The organism is Flavobacterium humi, assembly GCF_004745595.1.
Taxonomy (GTDB): Bacteria; Bacteroidota; Bacteroidia; order Flavobacteriales; family Flavobacteriaceae; genus Flavobacterium; species Flavobacterium humi.
On sequence record NZ_SRLH01000002.1, the window covers coordinates 24,017 to 41,940 of the forward strand.

General features: G+C 40.3%; 16 protein-coding genes. 8 read left to right on the forward strand and 8 right to left on the reverse strand.

Annotated elements, in window-relative coordinates:
• The first annotated feature begins 2 nt into the window (after window positions 1-2).
• Genes E4635_RS03050 through E4635_RS03070 form a run of 5 tightly spaced genes read left to right on the forward strand, consistent with a single transcriptional unit; the run spans window position 3 to window position 4,626 of the window.
• Window positions 3-1,934: a vWA domain-containing protein gene (locus E4635_RS03050; protein WP_135525154.1), complete on the forward strand. Its 1,932-nt coding sequence runs from the start codon at window positions 3-5 to the stop codon at window positions 1,932-1,934.
• Complete coding sequence (locus E4635_RS03055; RefSeq protein WP_135525155.1) at window positions 1,931-3,184, forward strand: dihydroorotase; 1,254 nt, start codon at window positions 1,931-1,933, stop codon at window positions 3,182-3,184. Before E4635_RS03050 ends, E4635_RS03055 begins: the two co-directional genes overlap by 4 nt.
• A 10-nt stretch (window positions 3,185-3,194) precedes the next feature.
• Window positions 3,195-3,518, forward strand: a complete 324-nt coding sequence (locus E4635_RS03060; RefSeq protein ID WP_135525156.1) for a DUF4870 domain-containing protein — start codon at window positions 3,195-3,197, stop codon at window positions 3,516-3,518.
• 19 nt (window positions 3,519-3,537) lie between these two features.
• Window positions 3,538-4,176, forward strand: coding sequence for an alpha/beta hydrolase (locus tag E4635_RS03065; protein ID WP_135525157.1), 639 nt, complete (start codon window positions 3,538-3,540; stop codon window positions 4,174-4,176).
• Between the two features lie 45 nt (window positions 4,177-4,221).
• Complete coding sequence (locus E4635_RS03070) at window positions 4,222-4,626, forward strand: 5-fold beta-flower protein (RefSeq protein WP_135525158.1); 405 nt, start codon at window positions 4,222-4,224, stop codon at window positions 4,624-4,626.
• 61 nt (window positions 4,627-4,687) lie between these two features.
• On the opposite strand, the gene E4635_RS03075 is transcribed toward E4635_RS03070, so the two are convergent.
• A complete protein-coding gene (locus tag E4635_RS03075) occupies window positions 4,688-5,155 on the reverse strand; it encodes a hypothetical protein (RefSeq protein ID WP_135525159.1) in 468 nt (155 codons plus the stop codon).
• 14 nt (window positions 5,156-5,169) lie between these two features.
• Complete coding sequence (locus E4635_RS03080) at window positions 5,170-5,934, reverse strand: MBL fold metallo-hydrolase (RefSeq protein ID WP_135525160.1); 765 nt, start codon at window positions 5,932-5,934, stop codon at window positions 5,170-5,172.
• A gap of 83 nt (window positions 5,935-6,017) precedes the next feature.
• Here E4635_RS03080 and E4635_RS03085 point away from each other — a divergent pair, with 83 nt between their 5' ends.
• Window positions 6,018-7,487 carry a TonB-dependent receptor gene (locus E4635_RS03085; RefSeq protein WP_135525161.1) on the forward strand — a complete coding sequence of 490 codons (1,470 nt, stop codon included), beginning with the start codon at window positions 6,018-6,020 and terminating at the stop codon, window positions 7,485-7,487.
• Between the two features lie 70 nt (window positions 7,488-7,557).
• Here E4635_RS03085 and E4635_RS03090 read toward each other — a convergent pair whose 3' ends face one another.
• Together E4635_RS03090 and bcp are read right to left on the reverse strand one after the other, a co-directional pair.
• Window positions 7,558-10,017, reverse strand: a complete 2,460-nt coding sequence (locus E4635_RS03090) for a T9SS type A sorting domain-containing protein (protein ID WP_135525162.1) — start codon at window positions 10,015-10,017, stop codon at window positions 7,558-7,560.
• A gap of 287 nt (window positions 10,018-10,304) precedes the next feature.
• A complete protein-coding gene (gene bcp, locus E4635_RS03095) occupies window positions 10,305-10,757 on the reverse strand; it encodes a thioredoxin-dependent thiol peroxidase (RefSeq protein WP_135525163.1) in 453 nt (150 codons plus the stop codon).
• A gap of 93 nt (window positions 10,758-10,850) precedes the next feature.
• Here bcp and E4635_RS03100 point away from each other — a divergent pair, with 93 nt between their 5' ends.
• On the forward strand, window positions 10,851-11,510 hold the full coding sequence (locus tag E4635_RS03100) for an endonuclease III domain-containing protein (RefSeq protein WP_135525164.1): 660 nt from the start codon (window positions 10,851-10,853) through the stop codon (window positions 11,508-11,510).
• A gap of 14 nt (window positions 11,511-11,524) precedes the next feature.
• Here E4635_RS03100 and E4635_RS15685 read toward each other — a convergent pair whose 3' ends face one another.
• Both E4635_RS15685 and E4635_RS03105 read right to left on the reverse strand, forming a co-directional pair.
• Window positions 11,525-11,668: a hypothetical protein gene (locus tag E4635_RS15685; RefSeq protein ID WP_169630190.1), complete on the reverse strand. Its 144-nt coding sequence runs from the start codon at window positions 11,666-11,668 to the stop codon at window positions 11,525-11,527.
• A gap of 51 nt (window positions 11,669-11,719) precedes the next feature.
• A complete protein-coding gene (locus E4635_RS03105) occupies window positions 11,720-12,304 on the reverse strand; it encodes an RNA polymerase sigma factor (protein WP_135525165.1) in 585 nt (194 codons plus the stop codon).
• A 259-nt stretch (window positions 12,305-12,563) separates the two neighbouring features.
• On the opposite strand from E4635_RS03105, the gene uvrA reads away from it, so the two are divergent.
• Window positions 12,564-15,350 carry an excinuclease ABC subunit UvrA gene (gene uvrA, locus E4635_RS03110; protein WP_135525166.1) on the forward strand — a complete coding sequence of 929 codons (2,787 nt, stop codon included), beginning with the start codon at window positions 12,564-12,566 and terminating at the stop codon, window positions 15,348-15,350.
• Window positions 15,351-15,400: 50 nt separating this feature from the next.
• Here uvrA and E4635_RS03115 read toward each other — a convergent pair whose 3' ends face one another.
• Window positions 15,401-16,579 carry a M28 family peptidase gene (locus tag E4635_RS03115; RefSeq protein WP_135525167.1) on the reverse strand — a complete coding sequence of 393 codons (1,179 nt, stop codon included), beginning with the start codon at window positions 16,577-16,579 and terminating at the stop codon, window positions 15,401-15,403.
• A 69-nt stretch (window positions 16,580-16,648) separates the two neighbouring features.
• Window positions 16,649-17,833: a M28 family peptidase gene (locus tag E4635_RS03120; RefSeq protein WP_135525168.1), complete on the reverse strand. Its 1,185-nt coding sequence runs from the start codon at window positions 17,831-17,833 to the stop codon at window positions 16,649-16,651.
• Window positions 17,834-17,924 lie beyond the last annotated feature (91 nt).

Below are 17,924 nucleotides of genomic sequence, written 5' to 3' on the forward strand. Positions count from 1 at the left end.
AAATGCAATTTAAACATCCCGAAATCCTGTATTTCCTTTTCTTATTGGTTATACCAATTTTAGTGCATTTATTCCAGTTGCGGCGATTTAAGAAAGAATTTTTTACCAATGTAAAACTTCTCAAAGAACTCTCTATCCAGACCCGGAAAAGTTCCAAAATAAAAAAGTGGCTGCTCCTTGCCACCCGGTTACTGCTGCTGGCCAGTTTGATTATCGCTTTTGCCCAGCCTTTTTTTAAAGCCAAAGACAATGCCAATGCCAACAACGAACTATTCGTTATCCTAGATAATTCCTATAGTATGCAGGCAAAAGGGCAAAAAGGTGAATTACTCAAACGTGCCGTTCAGGATTTACTTGAAAATACTCCTGAAAACACCTCTTTTTCGATCATCACCAACAATGAAAGCTATTGGAATACCAACATAAAAGCCATTGAAAAAGAATTACAGAACCTAAAATACAGCGCGCTTCCGTTTTCTCTCGAAACTGCCCTGACCAAAATAAAAACAAGGAATCCGGCCCAAAACAAAGACATCGTCATTATTACAGACGCCATCGGGATGAATAAGAACCACCTCAAAGGCATCCCTCAAAACAACAAAACCTATTTTGTGATACCGGAAGCTGAACAGCTTAAAAATGTGGCCATTGACAGTGTTTACCTGTCGCAGTCACTGGATGATTTCTATGAAATAGGCGTTGACTTTTCTTCCAATTCGGAGGAGAAAAAAGCAATACCGGTTTCCGTATACAACCAAAATGAATTGATTGCCAAAACCATCCTGAACCTGAAAAAAAACAAGGAAAAAATTCATTTTACCATCCCTAAAAAAGATTTCCACGGGTATATAAGTATTGATGACAATAGTCTGTCTTTCGATAATTCACTCTATTTCTCCATTTCCAAACCCCAAACCACCCATGTTTTGAGCATTGGCGAAAATGACAAAAGCAATTTCCTCTCACGGATTTATACCCAACCGGAATTCAAGTATGCCAATTCGACCATCGGGACACTTGATTACAGCCAGTTGGACAAACAGGATGCCATTATCCTTAACGAATTACAGAGCATTCCTGTCGCATTGCAGACCAATTTGAAATCTTTTGTGGAGAAAGGCGGCAACGTAGTCTTCATCCCTTCGGAAGAAAATGAAATAACGAACCTGAACTCGTTTTTGGCCCATTTCGGTGGGATCCAGTTCCAGGGATTGCAAAGCCAGGAAAAGAAAATCACGAAGATCAATTTTTCCAACCCTTTGTTTTCCAATGTTTTTGAAAAGAAAATCACGAATTTCCAATACCCGAACGTATTGAAATCCTTTACACTCCAAAACAATTATCCGCAGGCCATAAGTTACGACGATCAAAGTGCTTTCCTGACCACGATACGTCAACAAATCGGATCCCTGTTTGTTTTTTCGGCACCGATAAATAAAACCAACAGCAATTTCCAGAACTCGCCGCTTATTGTCCCTACTTTTTATAAAATGGCGCTGAGTGCGGATAAAAACGGTGTCAAATATGAAACCATAGGCAACGCCGATCCGTTTTTAGTGGCTGCAAAATCAGCAGATGACGAGATGATAGTTTCTATAAAGAACGCTACTGAAGAATTTATCCCGATGCAGCAGGTCATGTCTGACAAAATCAGGATTTCTTCTAATGACAACCCAACTTTGGCCGGGAATTTCGAAATTATCCAAAACAAGAAAGCCATCGGGAATATCAGTTTCAATTATAACCGGGACGAAAGCAACCTAACGCTTCCCAGCGATGATGTCCTTGATGAATTAAACAAGATCGACAGTATAGAATCGTTTTTCGATACCATCCAGATAGAAAGGACAGACAGCCAGGCCTGGAAATGGTTCCTTATTTTTACACTGCTATTTATTCTCCTTGAAATACTCATTCAAAAATTTGTAAAATGAACGTAATACTCAAAGCCGCCCGGATTATTGACCCTGAAAATAAATTCCACAATCAGGTTGCTGACATCAAAATCAGTAACGGGATTATTGAAGAAATTGGCTCAAATATAGGAAGCGCTGAAGGTTTTAAAGAAATTACAGTGCCTAACCTGCATGTGTCAAAAGGTTGGTTCGATACTAGTGTCTCGCTTGGGGAACCGGGTTTTGAAGACCGCGAAACCATCGCAAACGGATTGCAAACGGCTGCCCGTTCAGGATTTACGGGAATCGCGCTGCAACCCAATACCTTTCCTGTTTTGGACAATCAGTCCCAAATCAATTTTGTAAAACAGAAAGCAGCAGGATTCGCAACAAGCCTGTATCCTATCGGCGCCCTGACCAAAAACAGCGACGGCACGGACCTGGCAGAATTATTTGACATGAAAAACGCCGGGGCGATTGCCTTTGGTGATTATGGCAAAAGCCTGGACAATGCCAATTTACTAAAAGTTAGCCTGCAATATGCTCAGGATTTCAATGGGCTGATCATCGCTTTCTCACAGGACAATACTATAAAAGGCAAAGGAATGGTGCACGAAGGAATCGCTTCCACCCAATTGGGACTCAAAGGGATACCATCGTTGGCAGAAGAATTGATTATTGCCCGCAACCTGTTCATTTTAGAATATACCGGCGGAAAATTGCACATCCCTACCCTATCAAGTGCCAAATCTGTCGAATTGATTGCTGCGGCAAAGGCCAAAGGTTTACAGGTAACCTGCAGTGTGGCCGTGCACAACCTGGTATTGAACGATACTGCCATCGAAGGTTTTGACACCCGGTATAAGGTTTTGCCACCGCTTCGAAGCGAAGAAGACAGAAAGGCTTTGCTGGCGGGTGTTTTAGACAATACCATCGATTGTATTACCGCAGACCACAATCCAATAGACATCGAACATAAAAAAATGGAATTCGATTTTGCCAAATACGGGACTATCGGCCTGGAAAGTGCTTTCTCTGCCTTGCAGACTGTACTGCCAACCCCGGTAATCGTAGCAAAATTAACTTCCGGGAAAGCGATTTTCGGATTGGGAAAAAACAACATCGCCGAAGGACAGCAAGCTGACATTACATTATTCGATCCGGAAGGAGAATCTGTCTTTACCCTTGAAAACATTCACTCCAAATCTAAAAATTCCGCTTTTTTAGGAATGAAGACAACAGGAAAAGTAATAGGGATTTACAATCAGGGAAAATTAGTCTTATCTTAAAAAATACAGCATGCAAAATCAAATTGAAGAAGGGAAAACGGCAGCCATAACAAGCTATATATTAATTGTTGGCGTTTTAATCGCCTTATCCATGAACTCTGAAACCAAAAATCCGTTTGCTTCTTTCCATATCAGGCAATCTTTGGGGCTTTCCATTACTTTTATCGCATTAGGGCTCCTGATCGGGCCTTTTGGGAATCCGATGATTACGATGTCAATGTGGATTTTCGTTTCTGTTTTATGGACTTACGGAATTTTCAGCGCCATCAGAGGAGAATTAAGGCCAATCCCGCTTTTGGGGTCGCTTTTCCAGAAATGGTTTAAAAATATTTAATAAATTGAACACAGGAATCATGACTTTACACCACTTGGTTAGGGAACCAAAAACAATAGTAGGCAAAAATCCGGTACTACTGCTTTTGCACGGTTACGGCAGTAATGAAGAAGATCTTTTTTCTTTTGCTTCGGAATTACCGGAGGAATATTATGTTATTTCAGCCCGTGCTCCGTACGATTTGATGTACGGGAGTTATGCCTGGTACGCCATTAATTTTGATGCCGATCAAAACAAATTTTCCGATTTGGGCCAGGCCCGGAATTCCCGCGACCTGATAGCCGGTTTCATTGATCAATTAACTGTCGATTACCCAATTGATGCTGAAAATGTTACTTTAATCGGGTTCAGCCAGGGTGCGATTTTAAGTTATGCGATTGCACTTTCCTATCCTGAAAAAATCCGCAGGGTAGTTGCCATGAGCGGCTGTTTCGATAAAGAAATCGTGAAGGATGGTTTTGAAGCCAATGATTTCTCAAACCTGGCAATATTTGCTTCACACGGTTCTGCAGACCAGGTAATTCCTGTAGACTGGGCCCGTATGGCAAAACCGGTACTGGACGCTTTAGGCATTGAAAATGTGTATAAGGAATATCCGGTAGGCCACGGTGTTGCTCCCCAAAATTTCTACGACTTTAGAAATTGGTTATTGCAATAAAATACATATCTTTAAAAAAATAACCCCAATTTTAAAACAATAAATATGAAAAAGAACTTACAGATTTTAGGGATAATTGCCCTGTTCCTGGTTTCATTCAATGCTCAAAGCCAGCAACTATACAATGCTTCAGGCAGCAAAATGGGAAAAATCGATACTAAAAACGTATACGATTACAAAGGCAGTACAATAGGAAAAATTGACAACAATACCGCTTATGATGCTTCCGGAAATACTTTAGGCAGAATGGACGGCAATACTGTGTATGATGCTTTGGGAAGTACTTTAGGGCGATTTGACGGCAAAACCATATATGATGCTTCGGGTAACTCGATAGGCAAGCTTGAAGGCAAAGAGGTTTATAATTCCGCAGGTTATAAATTGTTGAGTTTTGACGAGGTATCCAATGAGAAAGTCATTTTGTATTATTTCTTTTTATTCAAACAGTAATAAAATAATTGCTTTTACGTCAATAAAAAAAGGACTTCGATTGGAAGTCCTTTTTTAATTATTAATTTTGAGGATACAGCAATGTTTCTGCCGTTTCAAAAGTTACGGAACCGTCCTTTTCCATAAAATACTTGATAATTATTTCGCCCCAGCCGGTTTGCCCGGTAAAGTCTGCAATAATCCATCTGTGGTTAAGGAAACGTACTTTGTTTATCACCATACCGTCATAAGGAATGAGCTTGTTCCCGGCAGGATTTGAATTTAAATCCATTAGTTTTTCCTTTACGAAAGGCATCAGTTTGTTTACATCATAAGCTTCCAGGTAATCAATGGCTTTATCATTATGGGCAAGCGAAAAATAATCGCCTTCTTCTTTTTCGGCAATGATTTTAGTAAGGCTGTCGTTTATTTTGGTCCTGAATTTCGTTGCTCTTTCTTCATCGAATTGAAATTTTTTCGAAGAATACATAAACTGAAAAATATTAATCAGAACAGAAAATATTAATCCGTATAAAACCAGTTTTTTCATGGTGCAATTGAATTTTAAATAGTGATTGTTAAATTATCGTAGGCTAAAAATACATTTTCAGGAAGTTTTTCCTGCACTTCTTCATGGAATCCCAAAATATGGCTTATATGTGTTAAATAGGCTTTTTTAGGGCGTACAACCGCAATAAAATCAAGTGCTTCCTGCAAATTAAAATGAGTATCGTGAGGTTCTTCCCGTAGGGCGTTTATAACCAAAACTTCCAGGTTTTGCAATTTCGCAACAGACACGGGAGAAATCTGTTTTACATCGGTCAGGTAGGCAAAAGCATCAAACCTGTAACCGAAGACCTGAAGGTTTCCATGCATGGCATCAATAGGTTCCACGAATTTTTCCCCAAAAGACAGCTGCTTGCCATCTATGACTTCAATTGGTGTAACGCCTGGAGCACCCGGATACCTGTTTTCGGTCTCAAAAATATAATCGAAACGCCTCTCCAGGTTTTTAAGCACCCGCTGATGGGCATAAATAGGGATATTGCCCTGACGGAAGAAAAACGGGCGGATATCATCCAAACCGGCCGTATGGTCGGAATGTTCGTGTGTAAATAAAATAGCATCTATATGCTGGCAACCCGAAGTGAGCATTTGTTGCCTGAAATCCGGCCCGCAATCTACCACAAAAGAAAATCCGTCCCATTCCACCCAAACGGAAACCCGCAAACGATGGTCTTTCGGATCCTGGCTTTTACATACGGAATGTTGGCTCCCTATAACAGGAATACCTTGCGAGGTCCCGGTACCTAAAAAATAGACTTTCAACTAAATTATTTTTCACAAAAATAAAGATTATTTTGATGTAAAAGGGTGCAATTTATTAACTTTGCAATGTATTTACCCCAATAATGAAAAAATTAGAAAACGAAATTACGCTGAAGGGAGATAAAGTTATTGAACAAATACCTTCAATAACAGACAAAGCCCTTAGAATCAACCTGAACGATAATATCTACGGAACTTTTGCCGAAATTGGTGCAGGACAAGAAACAGTCCGTCATTTTTTTAGAGCAGGAGGTTCATCAGGTACAATTGCTAAAGCCATGTCTGCCTACGACAAGGATTTTAGCGATGCCATTTACGGAATCGAGGATGACGGCCGTTATGTAACCGAAAGCCGCCTTCGGAAAATGCTGAACCATGAAGTCGAACTGATTGAACAGCGTTTGAGCCGTGACAAGCATCCTTCAAAAATGTTTTTCAGTTATGCCAATACCGTTGCGACGATAGACTTTGCCAAGCAGTTTAAAGGCCATGGCTGGGTGGGCATCAAATATCAGATTGACCCGGACGAGGCGTACAACGAAATATTCATCCACATCCGTTTTAAGGAAACCGATGCAAGGCTGCAACAGGAAACCCTTGGAAAACTAGGCGTGAACCTGATTTACGGCGCTTTTTACAAATACAACGATCCAAAAAGATTGCTCCGTTATTTGTACGACCATATCGATAAGGACCAGCTGGAAATCGATACCATTAATTTTTCAGGCCCGCGTTTTGCAGATGTTGACAACCGCCTGATGAGTTTGCAATTGGTCAAAAACAACATGACAGACGCCGTAATGTTCGATCCTAACGGAAAAAACATCTTGCCGGCAGCTGTCTTATACAAAAAAAATATCCTGGCATTGCGAGGTAGTTTCCGCCCTGTAACGAAAGTTAACATGGACATGTACGAGAAATCGCTTCAGATGTTTGTAGATGAGAATAAAGTGAAAAGGGAAAATACCCTGGTGGTTTTTGAAATTACGCTTTCCAACCTTCGTTCTGACGGGGAAATTGACGAAAGGGACTTCATGGACAGGGCCGAATTGCTTTGTTCTTTAGGCCAGACCGTGATGATTTCCAACTTTCAGGAATATTACAAAGTGGTAGAATATTTCTCCAATTATACCAAGGAAAGAATGGGGTTGGCATTGGGTGTCAACAATCTTATCGATATTTTTGATGAGAAATATTATCGTCACTTAAGCGGCGGAATCCTTGAAGCTTTCGGTAAATTGTTCTATCGTGACTTAAAAGTGCTTTTGTACCCGATGGAAGATGAAGACGGAACTATCCTGAATTCGCAAAACCTTAAGGTACATCCACGAATGAAGGAATTGTACAAATTCTTCGCCTATAACGGAAAAGTAATCGATATCACTGATTTTGACAGGGAAAACCTTAAGATATTCTCTCGTGAAGTACTTAAAATGATCAGCCACGGAACACCGGGTTGGGAAAAAATGCTTCCGGAAGGAATTGCTGAATTAATCAAAAAAGACCATCTTTTTGGTTATGACACCAATAAAAAATTAGAGAAAATAGAATAATCCGAAATACATTCTAAAAAAGAAAACCCAATTATATACATAATTGGGTTTTTTAGTATTGTCATTTATCTTAATTCTTAATAATTTTCCTTACAGCGGCCTGCCCATCATACGTTTTAATATGAGCGATATAAATCCCTGAAGGCAATCCGGACAAATCAATTCCGGCGCTTGGTACATTCTCTGTGATTTTAGCCTTGTACACTGTTTCTCCTAAAGAATTGTATACCGATATTTCTTCTGCATGCATGCCGTTCAGGCCGATTGTAACCTTTCCATTGGTAGGATTAGGGAAGATTTCAAGTGAAGAAAACACGTTGCTTTCCAAATCCTGGGCATCTACCTTAACAAATTCCGGTTCTCCTTTTGCACAAGAAACGACTCTGAAGAATTGTGGCGGTGCTGAATTCCAAACCGGCCCAACTGATAAACATACAACATATAATTTATTGGTCAGGAAAGTCCTGCTCACCCCTCCTGTTTCAGGCGAAGCAGTTCCTATCAAAGTATTCAGGTTAATAGTTGCCGGTGCCTGGGCTGTCCCGTTTACCCAACCTGAGTAATAATCTTGTATGAAATTCCAGCTCATCAAATCAAATTCCGCGATACGCAAATGATAACCTGTTTCATTTTCACTGCAACTGCCGTCAATTTCAACTCTTTCCTTACACAGTTTTTTCACAGGCTGAGGACCGTACTTGGAATCTTCGTTTGCTTCCGAAAGGATATTCTTCAAAACAAAACAAGCAGTTGGCCCACAGTTTTTAATGGTAATTTTAATTCCGTCTGAAACCGATGGACATCCAGGTTTTGAAATGACAACACTCACTGTACTACTCGCCGACGGGCTTACCTGAAGCGTTACTCCTCCAGTTTGGACCAAAACACCATTGATGTACCATTTAATAGTGTATTGGCCACTTTCAAAGCCTTGATTGGCTATGGAAATAATTGGCAATACATCTCCTTTACATATAACGATATCATTTCCAAGCTGTGGAGCCGGAATGGAGCTTAGTACGTTTACAGTTTGGGATACGGTACATCCAAACTGATTGGTAACCTTCAGAAGGTAATTCCCATGCTGTGTTGGGGTAAAACATTGACTTGTACCTAATAACACCGAATTATTATTAGAAGGAGAAGGTCCCCACCATTGGTATGTATAAGTGCTTCCGGCAGGAGGAGTTGGCCCGCACAAAGCGCTAAAGGTGCCGCACATTGAAATAGAGGCCGGAAGGCTGATCGTAATATCACAACAGCTGTTTACAGGCTGGTCATCAAAAGTCCCAATAAAGCTTCCGTAACTTAAATTGGTTGTAAATTGATTGTCAATAACGATAACATCCGAAGATTGGCTTTTATAACCGCCTACAGATTTTAATTTATTTGTCGAATTGAAAAGCAGATTATTGCCTATCGAATGACAGGAAGTGGACACTGATGACCAAACCGTAGTCCCGTTATTCTTGTTTAGCATGTCTGCGAAAAAATCTCCGGAACAGATTGTTTTTTGGCTGTTTAAATCCATTCCTGAAACATAAACGTCACCACATTTGTTAACTCCTATCGCCGCAACTTTCCTGCTTATCGGGAAACTCCTTGTCCATAAATTAGGCCCCGAACCGATTTTGGAAAACGCGAATACTTTCTCCAATACCGAAAAATAAACCGTATTATTCAAGCCATTGGCATTTACTGCAAACTTTGACCCGGCAAGATTGGACGATCCGTTAAAAAACTGCTTAAGCCCGAATGCGGAATCGTAGTTTCCTGCTGACGTCAATTTTGCAAGGAAAGCAGCATCCGAAGTAGTATTATTCGTAAAATTAAAATCTGTCGAACCGTCGTTGAAAGTTATAGTCCCTTTGTAAAAGCCGGTAACGAATATACTTCCAGAAGCATCTACATCTAAAGAACTTGCTTCAAAACCGCCTGTACAATTGACTTTTTTTACCCAAAGAACTGCTTTTGGAGCTACGGTATATTTAATCAGGTACATAGAGCGCATGGTATTCGTTACCAAACTGTTAGCGCCGTTGTTGTAGGTTAAAGTCCCATTAAAATGACCTAAAACATACATTTCATTACCAACAATCTTAATATCCCTTATTTCATTGTAACTTGGAATAGTACTGCCCAATAATTCCCAGTTTGAAATATTGCCCCCATTCGAATTATCCATCTGGATTATTTTTGCTCCGCCTCCTGATGTCGAATAACCTCCGGCAAACACTTTAGTGTTATTGGTAGCAATATGAGCGGAATTGTAATTTGACATTATTAGATGGGAGGAAATGTTAATGGCCCAGGCCTGAGCATCCATGCTATTGTATTTTACCACCCGGGTTTCTGCTGTATTGCTATCTGCCAGGCTGTAAATGTTATCCGAATTGTCGATTGTAGCATCCACATTGTAATAATTCGAAAAAGCAACATTATTCCATGTCTGGGAGAATAAACTGCCGTTGAGAAGCAATAAAAGAACCAGGAAAAGCTTTCCAGTTTGTAAGAGTTTTTGTTTTTTCATGCGTTTTGTTTTTTAAAGTTAGAAGCACAAATGTAAAAGCACCGGAAACTACAAACTGTTAAAAACAAAGCCTTTGTGACGAACACCCTATATAATAGTGACGAATTTCTGTAAATATTTACCTATATAAAACCTATTTTAAAAAATAATCTGTCCTGCAAGCTTCTCTTCCCTTATCAACATTTCAAAAAAACAAAAAAACCGGGTTCACAAGAGTCCTGTCTTTTATCAAAAACTACAGATGAAACCTTTCTGTAACCTTATTTTTTCCTTAATAATTTCAAGCATTATCCCAATATCTGGTCCGAATGTTCTTTTGTTTTTACTTTGACTATCACTTCCTCGATGGTTCCCTTTTCATCAATGACAAAAGTCGTCCTGTGGATACCGTCAAATTCGCGGCCCATAAATTTTTTCGGTCCCCAAACACCAAATGCATTGATAATAACCTTATCTACATCTGCCAAAAGCGGAAAAGGCAATTCGAATTTCGCTTTAAAATTGGATTGTTTTTTCGCCGTATCGGCACTCACGCCCAGCAATTCATAATTATTGGCCTTAAAACGCTCATAGTTGTCCCTCAAATTGCAGGCTTCGACCGTACAGCTTGGCGTACTGGCTGCAGGATAAAAGAAAATCACCAATTTCTTCCCGGCATAATCCGATAATGTGTGCGGCTTGCCATCCTGGTCAAGTGCGGAAAACTGTGGTGCCTTATCTCCTTTTTGTAATGTTGTCATGGTCCTGTTTTAAATGTTGTTTTTTCTATTGCTATCGATTTTTGTTATTGCCATAGAAATTGATTTATTTTACGTTCCAAAATTACACTAAAAATGACTAAAGCCGAACGTGCCGCATTTATTATTACTTCGTTACAGGAAATTTATCCTACGATCCCGATTCCTTTAGACCATAAAGATCCTTATACACTGTTGGTTGCCGTATTGCTCTCGGCACAATGTACAGACGTCAGGGTCAACCAAATTACGCCTTTGCTTTTCGCCAAAGCGGATAATCCTTATGATATGGTTAAGCTTTCTGTGGAAGAAATCAGGGAAATAATCAAACCTTGCGGCCTTTCCCCGATGAAATCAAAAGGGATTTACGGTTTATCCCAAATCCTGATAGAAAAACACAATGGCCTGGTTCCGCAAAGTTTTGAAGCCCTGGAAGAATTGCCTGCCGTAGGCCACAAAACGGCAAGTGTTGTCATGAGCCAGGCATTTGGAGTTCCTGCGTTCCCTGTGGACACCCATATCCATCGGCTGATGTACCGCTGGAACCTGACCAACGGCAAAAATGTAGTCCAGACCGAAAAAGACGCCAAAGCCATTTTCCCGCGCGAATTATGGAACGACCTGCATCTTCAGATTATCTGGTACGGAAGGGAATATTCGCCGGCACGGGGCTGGAACCTGGAAAAAGACATCATAACCAAGACCATTGGCCGGGCTTCTGTCCTGAAAGAATATTACAAAAAAAACGCCCAATAAAAGGGCGTTTTTAATTAATTTGCAATCGTTTCAAAGTTCACATCACCAATTTTTACTATTCTTAATGCTTTAGAATAGTTCAATAAAAAATTGACTGTTTCTTTTTTAGGTAACATTTTTGGGGTTGCTTTTTTCTTTTTAGTGTAAAGTTTTGCCATACATTTGAATTTTTATTTTCAGTATAACGCAACCTCCCAAAAGAATATTGCCTAATTCGTCAAAATAATTTGGTTTTTTTCAATTATTCTTCTCAGGTTCATCAGCGCATATCGCATTCTGCCCAAAGCCGTATTGATACTTACATCTGTCAAATCGGCTATTTCCTTAAAGCTCAGGTCCTGATAGATACGCATTTCCAATACTTCCTTCTGGTCGTCCGGAAGTTCTTCAATCAATCGAAGCAAATCAGATTCTACCTGTTCGGTAATGATCCTGCTTTCAATATTCGGGCTGTTATCGGTCATGATCGAGAAAATAGAAAATTCTTCCGTCTCACGGTGCATCGGCATTTTTTTATTTTTCCTGAAATAATCAATGACAAGGTTGTGTGAAATCCGGATTACCCATGGCAGGAACTTTCCTTCTTCGTTGTAAGAATTGCTTTTCAGGGTTTTGATCACTTTGATAAAAGTATCCTGAAACACATCATCAGCCACATCTCTATCCAAAATTTTAGAATAAATAAATCCGTAAATTTTAGATTGATGCCTTTTAATTAAAATTGCCAGTGCGTTTTCATCACCATCAATATAATTCCTTACCAATAAAGCGTCTGGGAGTTGAGTCGTAGCCATAACAATACTTTTTAGATTCTGGGTTTATCTTGAGAAATTTCTCTTTAAAAAGTATTTTTATGTTATAAGCTTTCGTTTTTAGTGTTATTGAACTCCAAATTTAATGTAATTTATTCCATAAATGCAAAATTTATCTTAAAATTTAACATAATTTAGGTACTATTTTTACAGAAACAGAGTTACAAAAAAATTTCCGGACAGGCTTGGCATCGAAAAAAACAGAAGAAATCATTACCTTTGTGGAAACTGATATTTCTATATGCAAACTGATTTTTCAACGCTCGAGCCCAAAAAAAACATACTAATCAAAGGCGCTCAGATTCATAATCTGAAGAATCTCGATGTGGCCATCCCCCGGAATAAACTGGTGGTCATTACCGGCCTGTCCGGTTCGGGGAAATCAAGCCTGGCTTTCGACACGTTGTATGCCGAGGGGCAACGCCGTTATGTGGAGAGTTTATCTTCCTATGCGCGACAGTTCCTGGGAAGGCTGGACAAACCAAAAGTAGAATACATCAAAGGAATAGCACCGGCCATTGCCATCGAACAAAAAGTGAATACCACCAATGCCCGTTCGACTGTCGGGACATCTACGGAAATTTACGACTATCTGAAATTGTTGTATGCCCGGATCGGAAAGACCTTTTCGCCGGTTTCAGGCCTGGAAGTCAGGAAAGATACGGTTTCCGATGTCATCAATACGATAAAAACATTCGCTTTAGACAGCAAATGGCTTCTCCTGGCCCCTATTCACCTGGAAGCCGGACGAAAACTGGAAGACAAGCTGAAAGTATTGCTTCAGCAGGGTTTTGCAAGGATCCTGGTAAACAATGAAATGGTGCGCCTGGATGAAATTGACCAGCATTCACTTGATAATAAAGACATCCTTCTTATTATTGACAGGATTGTTGTAAAAGATGACGAAGAGTTTTTCAACCGATTGGCCGATTCGGTACAAACCGCATTTTATGAAGGTAAGGGCTTGTGCTTTTTACAGGAACTGAATTCAGAAACAAAATACACCTACAGCTCTAATTTCGAGCTTGACGGTATCCAGTTTTTGGAACCAAATGTGCATTTATTCAGTTTTAACAATCCTTACGGAGCTTGCCCTGTTTGTGAAGGTTACGGGAATATCATCGGTATTGATGAAGAGCTGGTCATTCCGAACACTGCCTTATCCATATATGAAAATGCCATTTATCCGTGGCGCGGCGAAAGCATGGGATGGTACCGGGACGAATTGGTCAACAATAGCCATAAATTCGATTTCCCGATCCATAAGCCGTATTTCCAGCTCAGCGAGGAGCAAAAAGACCTGGTTTGGAAAGGAAACGGTTATTTTCAGGGACTGAATGATTTCTTCAGGGAACTGGAAGAGAAAAACTATAAAATCCAAAACCGCGTGATGCTTTCCCGTTACCGTGGAAAAACAAAATGCAACAGCTGCAAAGGGAAACGCCTTCGCCCGGAAGTCAATAATATAAAGGTAGGCGGAAAAACACTGCCGGAACTGGTCGATTTGTCCATCAAGAATACGATTTTGTTTTTTAAAGACCTGCAATTATCCGAATACGATACGAAAGTGGCGAAACGTTTATTGATTGAAATCAACAGCCGTTTGTCGTTTTTACAGGAAGTAGGATTAGATTACCTGACCTTGAATCGTAATTCTGCAACGCTTTCCGGTGGTGAATCGCAACGCATCAACCTGGCAACCTCACTGGGCAGCAGTTTGGTCGGATCAATGTATATCCTGGACGAGCCCAGCATTGGCTTACACCCGAAAGATACCGAACGATTAATCAAGGTATTGTTGTCATTACGTGACCTGGGCAATACCGTCATTGTTGTGGAACATGATGAGGATATTATGAAAGCCGCAGATATGATTATCGATATCGGCCCGGAAGCAGGTACTTTTGGAGGAGAACTTGTAGCGCAGGGCACTTTTGAAGAAATATTGAAGTCCAACTCACTAACTTCCTTATACTTAAATGGTAAACTTGAAATTTCGGTACCGAAAAAACGCAGGAAATTCAAAAACCATATTGATATAAAAGGAGCCCGTGAAAACAACCTTCAGAATATAGATGTTACGTTCCCATTGGATGTTTTAACGGTGGTTACCGGTGTTTCAGGCTCTGGTAAAAGTACGCTGATCAAAAAAATCTTATTCCCGGCCCTGCAAAAGAAATTGGAAGGCGTAGGCGAAAAAGCCGGGCAGTTTTCCGAGCTTTCCGGAAGTTTTTCACATATAAAACATATCGAATATGTAGATCAGAACCCTATCGGAAGGAGTTCCCGCTCCAATCCCGTAACGTATATCAAAGCCTACGATGACATACGGGATTTGTATGCCAAAGAAAAACTGTCCAAAAACAGAGGTTACCAGGCCAAGCACTTCTCGTTTAATGTGGACGGCGGACGCTGCGAAACCTGTAAGGGAGAAGGCTCGATAAATGTCGAAATGGTTTTTATGGCCGATGTTTCGCTGCCTTGTGAAACCTGTAACGGCAAACGTTTCAAGAAAGAAGTATTGGAAGTCACTTTCGAAGGCAAAAATATTGACGATATCCTGACCATGACCATCGATGATGCCTTAACGTTTTTTACGGCAACCAAACAAACCAAAATTTCCCAGAAATTACAACCTTTACAGGATGTCGGTTTGGGTTATGTACAATTGGGCCAGTCGTCGTCAACACTTTCCGGAGGAGAAGCCCAGCGTATCAAATTGGCTTCTTTCCTGGTCAAAGGAACAACAAAAGACAAGGCATTATTTGTTTTTGATGAGCCAACCACCGGGTTGCATTTCCATGACATTACTAAATTATTGGCTTCTTTTGAGGCATTGATAGAAAAAGGGCATTCCATCATTGTAATCGAACACAACCTGGATATGATAAAATGTGCTGATTATATTATTGACCTGGGGCCTGAAGGCGGTGAAAACGGAGGTAGGATCTTAGCTTTCGGCACACCGGAGGAAGTGGTAAAAAACAAGGATTCGGTAACCGGGAAATACCTTAAGGAAAAGATTTAAAACAAAAAGAAAGGGAAATACAATTGTATTTCCCTTTCTTTTTATATGTATTATTCAATTACGATCTTCCTGGAAATATTTTTGTCCCCGGCATGCAAATTGGCCAGGTACATTCCTTTGCCAATGGAAGCCAGAGCTATATTTTCGAGTTGTTTTGGGTTTTGCACCGTCTTTTCCAACACTATCTTTCCATTAATGTCGATTAAGGAGAATTGATACGAAGGTTCTGTCAGGGTGCCAAAATTGATGCTTAGGAAATCCTTGGCCGGATTAGGAAAAAAACTCACCTGGAAATCCGCATCGAAATCATCCCGGCCCAATGTCGTATTGGCTATGGCAAAATGCATGGTCGCCCCTACTGCCGCTTTGGCAACATTATACACATACACAGGATCCATGTTGATCAAAAAATCATTGGCCGTATGAGGGCGCGTTGAAATATTGGTCTCATAAAAACCTGTAATTATTTCCCCATTGTTCTCAAAAGGGATATAATCGGTTGCATCTGCAAAATTGATAAAAGTATTCAGGGGAGAATATAAATCTACGCAGGTAGCCAATTCATTGGTCACAACCGCAGAAGCAGCATTGTTGGAAGTAGGCGAAGACTGGTCTACATCGCAGGTAATCGTATTATTTACCATTCCGGCCACGCCTCCTACTTCATCTATATTGAACACCAGTTTGATATCCATTTTAGGAGTAGTCCCGTTGACAACCGAAGCCACATAATGCTGGCTGCCCCGTAACCCGTCTTCTTCCCCGCTGAAATTAATGAATTTAATCGAATAGTCAGTAGGTACATTTCGCAATAAACGCGCTATTTCAAGCAGTATCGAAGTGCCCGATCCGTTATCGTTTGTCCCGGTTCCGGTAACTGTATCGTAATGGCCGCAGACAATAACATAAGTATTTGGATGTAATGTGCCAATCTTGGTCAGGATCAGGTTTTTACAGGTCGAGCCTGAATAAGAATAGCTGTCTTCAACCATTTGCCCAGCCGTATATCCGTAACTTATATATTTATTCTTGATCCAGTCGAGCGTGTTTTGAAGCGCCGCAGTTCCTCTGTATTTGACGCCGAGAGCTTCAAATTGGGTCAGGTTATTGGTAATATTGGTTTGAGTAACCTGATTGGCAACATCGGCATAGCCCTGGATAAAAGTCTGTGCAGAAAGGCCATTCAGGCATAAAAGGAAAAGAATTAAAAACTTGGTTTCCGTTTTCATAATTTCGGTAAAATGGGAGTTGGTAATTTTGATTTGAATCGTGTGCTTCCGGGAATTTCCTAAAGAAAATTAATCGATAATGATTTTTTTACTGATTTTTTTTCCATTGGCATCCAAAACAGCCAGGTACATTCCTTTGCTTACACTGCTGATGTTTATTTTTTCCAGTTGATTCGGATGGTCAATCACTTTTTCTGAAACCACTTTCCCGTTTGTGTCAATTAGTGAAAACTGGTACGAAGCTTCGGTTAAAAGCCCTAAATTGATGGTGATGTAATCTTTGGCCGGATTCGGGAAGAAACTCACCTGGAAATCTTCATTAAAATCATTTCGGCCCAACGCAGGATTCGCCACGGCAAAATGCATTACGGCTCCCGTTGCTGCTTTGGCAACCTTATAATTGTACACAGGATCCATATTGGCCAACAAATCGGTAGCGGTATGTTTGTGCGGGGTTTCGTTAGTTTCAAAAAAACCGGTAATAATTTCATTATTGCTTTGGAAAGGCATATAATCTGAAGAATAAGCATAAGACAAGAAGGTATTCAAAGGAGAATACAATCCTACACAAGTAATCAGCTGGTCTGTCATCGTTGCAGAAACCGCATTATTGGTAGAAGGCGTACCATTGGTATCTTTTTCGCAGGTAATCGTATTATTGGTCATTCCGGCCACACCGCCTACTTCATCCAGGTTAAATACCAATCGTATGTTCATTTTGGGAGTTGTCCCGTTAACAATCGAAGAAACATAATGCTGGCTACCGATCAATCCGTCTTCTTCCCCGCTGAAATTGATGAATTTGATGGAATATTCTGTTGGTATATTCTGTAAAAGCCTTGCGATCTCCAGTATGCTTACCACACCGCTTCCGTTGTCATTTGTCCCGGTTCCGGTAATTGAATCATAATGCCCGCAGACAATAACGTAGGTATTCGGGTAAACCGTCCCAATTTTAGTCAGGATAAGGTTCTTGCAGGTATAGGTACCATTGGTATAGGAATCTTCGACCATTTGCCCTGCGGTATACCCGTAACTCAGGTATTTGTTTTTAAGCCAGTTTAATGTGTTCTGCAAAGGAGCGGTGCCTCTTCGTTTTACGCCCAGGTTTTCAAAGGCGGTAAGGTTAGCGGTTACATTGGTTTGGGATACTTGGCTTACGACATCGGCGTAACTTTGGATAAAGGTCTGTGCAGATATACTTTGCACGGCAAGTAGGAAAATAATTAAAAACTTTTGGGAGCTAGTTTTCATAATGGGTAGTTAAATTGGTAATATGTTTAAGTTTTGGCAAATATATAAAAAACAACATATTAATATTCGTAAAAAATTAACAACACAATCA

Bases quoted from the DNA above. Each gene is read 5' to 3' on its own strand.
- E4635_RS03050 (WP_135525154.1), top strand. From the start codon at position 3: ATGCAATTTAAACATCCCGAAATCCTGTATTTCCTTTTCTTATTGGTT.
- E4635_RS03055 (WP_135525155.1), top strand. From the start codon at position 1,931: ATGAACGTAATACTCAAAGCCGCCCGGATTATTGACCCTGAAAATAAA.
- E4635_RS03060 (WP_135525156.1), top strand. From the start codon at position 3,195: ATGCAAAATCAAATTGAAGAAGGGAAAACGGCAGCCATAACAAGCTAT.
- E4635_RS03065 (WP_135525157.1), top strand. From the start codon at position 3,538: ATGACTTTACACCACTTGGTTAGGGAACCAAAAACAATAGTAGGCAAA.
- E4635_RS03070 (WP_135525158.1), top strand. From the start codon at position 4,222: ATGAAAAAGAACTTACAGATTTTAGGGATAATTGCCCTGTTCCTGGTT.
- E4635_RS03075 (WP_135525159.1), bottom strand. From the start codon at position 5,155: ATGAAAAAACTGGTTTTATACGGATTAATATTTTCTGTTCTGATTAAT.
- E4635_RS03085 (WP_135525161.1), top strand. From the start codon at position 6,018: ATGAAAAAATTAGAAAACGAAATTACGCTGAAGGGAGATAAAGTTATT.
- E4635_RS03090 (WP_135525162.1), bottom strand. From the start codon at position 10,017: ATGAAAAAACAAAAACTCTTACAAACTGGAAAGCTTTTCCTGGTTCTT.
- bcp (WP_135525163.1), bottom strand. From the start codon at position 10,757: ATGACAACATTACAAAAAGGAGATAAGGCACCACAGTTTTCCGCACTT.
- E4635_RS03100 (WP_135525164.1), top strand. From the start codon at position 10,851: ATGACTAAAGCCGAACGTGCCGCATTTATTATTACTTCGTTACAGGAA.
- E4635_RS15685 (WP_169630190.1), bottom strand. From the start codon at position 11,668: ATGGCAAAACTTTACACTAAAAAGAAAAAAGCAACCCCAAAAATGTTA.
- E4635_RS03105 (WP_135525165.1), bottom strand. From the start codon at position 12,304: ATGGCTACGACTCAACTCCCAGACGCTTTATTGGTAAGGAATTATATT.
- uvrA (WP_135525166.1), top strand. From the start codon at position 12,564: ATGCAAACTGATTTTTCAACGCTCGAGCCCAAAAAAAACATACTAATC.
- E4635_RS03115 (WP_135525167.1), bottom strand. From the start codon at position 16,579: ATGAAAACGGAAACCAAGTTTTTAATTCTTTTCCTTTTATGCCTGAAT.
- E4635_RS03120 (WP_135525168.1), bottom strand. From the start codon at position 17,833: ATGAAAACTAGCTCCCAAAAGTTTTTAATTATTTTCCTACTTGCCGTG.